The 2,967-nt window shown below is 64.2% G+C and carries 4 protein-coding genes; 3 read left to right on the plus strand and 1 reads right to left on the minus strand.

All coding sequences use genetic code 11. The annotated features are described in order from the left end of the window. Nucleotides 1-574, minus strand: a 574-nt coding sequence (locus tag AS181_RS24330) for a pyridoxal-phosphate dependent enzyme (protein ID WP_139114284.1), incomplete at its 3' end; no start/stop codon positions are given. Between the two features lie 243 nt (nt 575-817). On the opposite strand from AS181_RS24330, the gene AS181_RS24335 reads away from it, so the two are divergent. From AS181_RS24335 to AS181_RS24345, 3 genes are all read left to right on the plus strand, one after another. Continuing rightward, nucleotides 818-1,552, plus strand: coding sequence for a response regulator transcription factor (locus AS181_RS24335; protein WP_005180009.1), 735 nt, complete (start codon nt 818-820; stop codon nt 1,550-1,552). Then, nucleotides 1,542-2,774, plus strand: coding sequence for a sensor histidine kinase (locus tag AS181_RS24340; protein WP_005195289.1), 1,233 nt, complete (start codon nt 1,542-1,544; stop codon nt 2,772-2,774). The genes AS181_RS24335 and AS181_RS24340 overlap by 11 nt, the downstream gene beginning before the upstream one ends. A gap of 47 nt (nt 2,775-2,821) precedes the next feature. Further along, nucleotides 2,822-2,967 (plus strand): BlaI/MecI/CopY family transcriptional regulator (locus AS181_RS24345; protein ID WP_139114283.1); only part of this gene is annotated, 146 nt, incomplete at its 3' end.

A 2,967-nucleotide genomic window follows, 5' to 3' on the forward strand; every position in this document is an offset into this window, starting at 1 on the left:
GGCGCAGCTGCGCGATCAACTCCACACCCAACGAGCTGTAACCGGTCACGTTGTCGGGGTTGGAATACTGGTCGGGACACCACGCAGCCTCGTCGCGCTCGAGCAGGGTGCGCACGCGGTCGCGGCGGGCTTGTTGCCAACCCCCGACCGGATGGGGATCGCTGACGACATCGACCTGGGCGCCGTAGGCGGCGAGCATCTGCCGCAAGATCGGTTCCAGTCCTGGATCGGTCACCAAGGTCACCGGATGCCCGAACACGATGCCCGCTAAAGCCAGGCCTAATCCCAGTGTCCCACTAGTTGATTCGATGATCCGCGCCCCCGGGGCCAGCTCGCCGCGGGCGCGGGCGCGTTCCACCATGTGCAGCGCAGGCCGGTCTTTCATACCACCGGGGTTGAAGCCTTCCAGCTTGGCCCAGAAGCCGCGCCCGTGCTCGGCGAAGGGTTCCTCGATGCGCAACACCGGGGTGCCGCCCACCAGCTGACGACTCAGCCCAGCACGGGGCGATGTGGCTTCGGCGGGGAAGGTACTGGCGAATGGATCACTGGTGGTGAGGCTGTAGGAGACAGTCACACGGGCATCCTCTGCGTTGTTGAACAGGACGCCGCCGGGCCGAAAGCAGATCATCAGTGTGAGAGGGAACTGTGTCGTAACGTTCCACCCGGCGACACCGCCACCTTGCCCACCGAACCTCAAGGCTGATCGGCAGCGTGGATCAAGATCTGCTCAAGAATGCCCACGAGGTTGGATGATCGTGTAGACCACCGCCACCATAGGAGCGTGCCCCAAGATCGCAACGTCGTCGACGACCTCCATATGCCGGTGGTCCGACCACCGCACGGTCTGCACGCCCTGGTGATCGAAGATGAGCCCGACATTGCCGAAGTCGTTGCTGACTACCTGCAGCGCAGCGGATTCACGGTCACCGTTGCGCCCGACGGCCAGGAGGGAGTCGCCGCCGCACGCACGGCGAGTCCGGCAGTAGTCATCCTCGACCTGGGCTTGCCGTCACTCGATGGCGTCGAGGTCTGTCGACAGTTGCGCACCTTCACCAACGCCTACATCGTGATGGTCACGGCCCGCGCGGACGAAGTCGACACAGTCGTTGGCCTGTCGGTGGGGGCCGATGACTACCTGACGAAACCATTTCGCCCTCGTGAGCTGATGGCGCGCATCGACGCCATGCTGCGCCGACCACGGCCGACCCCAACCGGCGAGTCGCACCCGCGGACGATAGGGGAGCTCACCCTCGACCCTCAGGGTCGTGAAGTCCAGGTGGAGAGCACACCCGTGGAGCTGACTCGGACTGAGTTCGACGTTCTCGAAGCGCTCACGCGGCGGCCCGGTGTTGTGTTCAGTCGAGAGCAACTGCTCACCGAAATCTGGGGACCCGACTGGGTCGGCGATGCCCACGTCGTCGAAGTCCATGTCGCCAGTCTGCGCCGCAAACTCGGTGACAGCGCCGTAGCCGGCCGATTCATCCGCACCGTGCGCGGAGTGGGCTACCGGATGGGTGACGGCCAACCTCGAGGAGCCAGCGATGAACGATGAACGTCGACGGTTACGTATCCCCGGCAGCTTCGGCTCCCGGCTCATGCTCGCTCAAGCTATCGTCATCGCCGGCGGCGGCATCAGCGTCGCGATCGTGGCACTATTCGTGGCTCCACACACCTTCCACGACCACCTCGGCCAAGCTCGCCTCGAGCCAGGGTCAGTTCAGGCCGACCATGTCGAAGCCGCGTTCACTTCCTCGATCGTCGTCTCAATGTCTGTCGCATTGATCACCTCGACGATCCTGGCCACGGCCGTCAGCTGGTTCCTGGCTCGCCGCGTACAACAGTCAGTCGCCAGTGTCGCGCGCTCAGCCGTGGCTATTGGCGCAGGCAACTACCGCACGCGCGTACCCGATCGCCAGCTCGGCACCGAGTTCACCCAGCTCAGCCGAGCTATCAACCAGCTGGCACAACGGCTGGATTCACAAGACGACATCCGTAAGCGGATGCTGTCAGACCTTGCCCACGAACTGCGCACCCCACTGACCACCATCGGCGCGATCACCGACGCCATCGAAGACGGAATCCGGGCTCCCGACTCACAGACCTTTGACGTCGTGCGCACCGCCACCACCCGCCTGCAGCGTCTCGCCGAGGACATCGCGACCGTATCCAGCGCCGACGAGCATCAGATGCCCCTCCACCCGGCGACGATCACTGTCAACGAACTGCTCATCGCGACCTACGAAGAAGCCGCCGACCTGTTCACCGACGCCAAAGTCACGCTAGGCATCGTCACCACCGCCGCGCGCGTACACATCCATGTCGACGCCGAACGAATGAGCCAAGTACTGCTCAATCTGCTCACCAACGCGCTGCGACACAGCTCCCCGGGCCAGCGAGTCGTAGTGAAAGCCGACACCGCCCCGGCACACGCGGTGCGCATCAGCGTCGTCGACTGCGGTGACGGCATTCCCCCTCAACACCTTCCACACATCTTCGACCGCTTCTACCGCACCGACTCCTCACGCACCAGAGACGCCGGCGGCAGCGGAATCGGCCTCACCATCGCCCGCTCTATCGTCGAAGACCATGGGGGCACCTTGCTCGCCGAAAGCCTGGGAGCCGGACACGGAGCCACCTTCACCATCACGTTGCCGACCACCACCCGACGTCACATCCACCGCAGCACCCCTGGAACCGAATTCTCCGTGGCCTTCAAACACCGCCCGCGTCGCGGCGCTGCCGATGCGCTCCAACGGGACCAAGCTACTAACTGAGGTAGTCCGTCGTAAGATTGACCCGCATCTAGAGATGGTGGGTGAAAATGACTGGGCTGGGTTCACTGGAACGCGCAGTGATGGACGTGCTGTGGTCAGCCGGTGCGGCGATGTCGGTGCACGACCTAGTCGAGGAACTCCACGACCGCGAACCGGCCTACACCACAGTGCTCACCGTCGTCACCAACCTGCA

The sequence above is a fragment of the Gordonia sp. SGD-V-85 genome, assembly GCF_001456905.1.
Lineage (GTDB): Bacteria > Actinomycetota > Actinomycetes > Mycobacteriales > Mycobacteriaceae > Gordonia > Gordonia hongkongensis.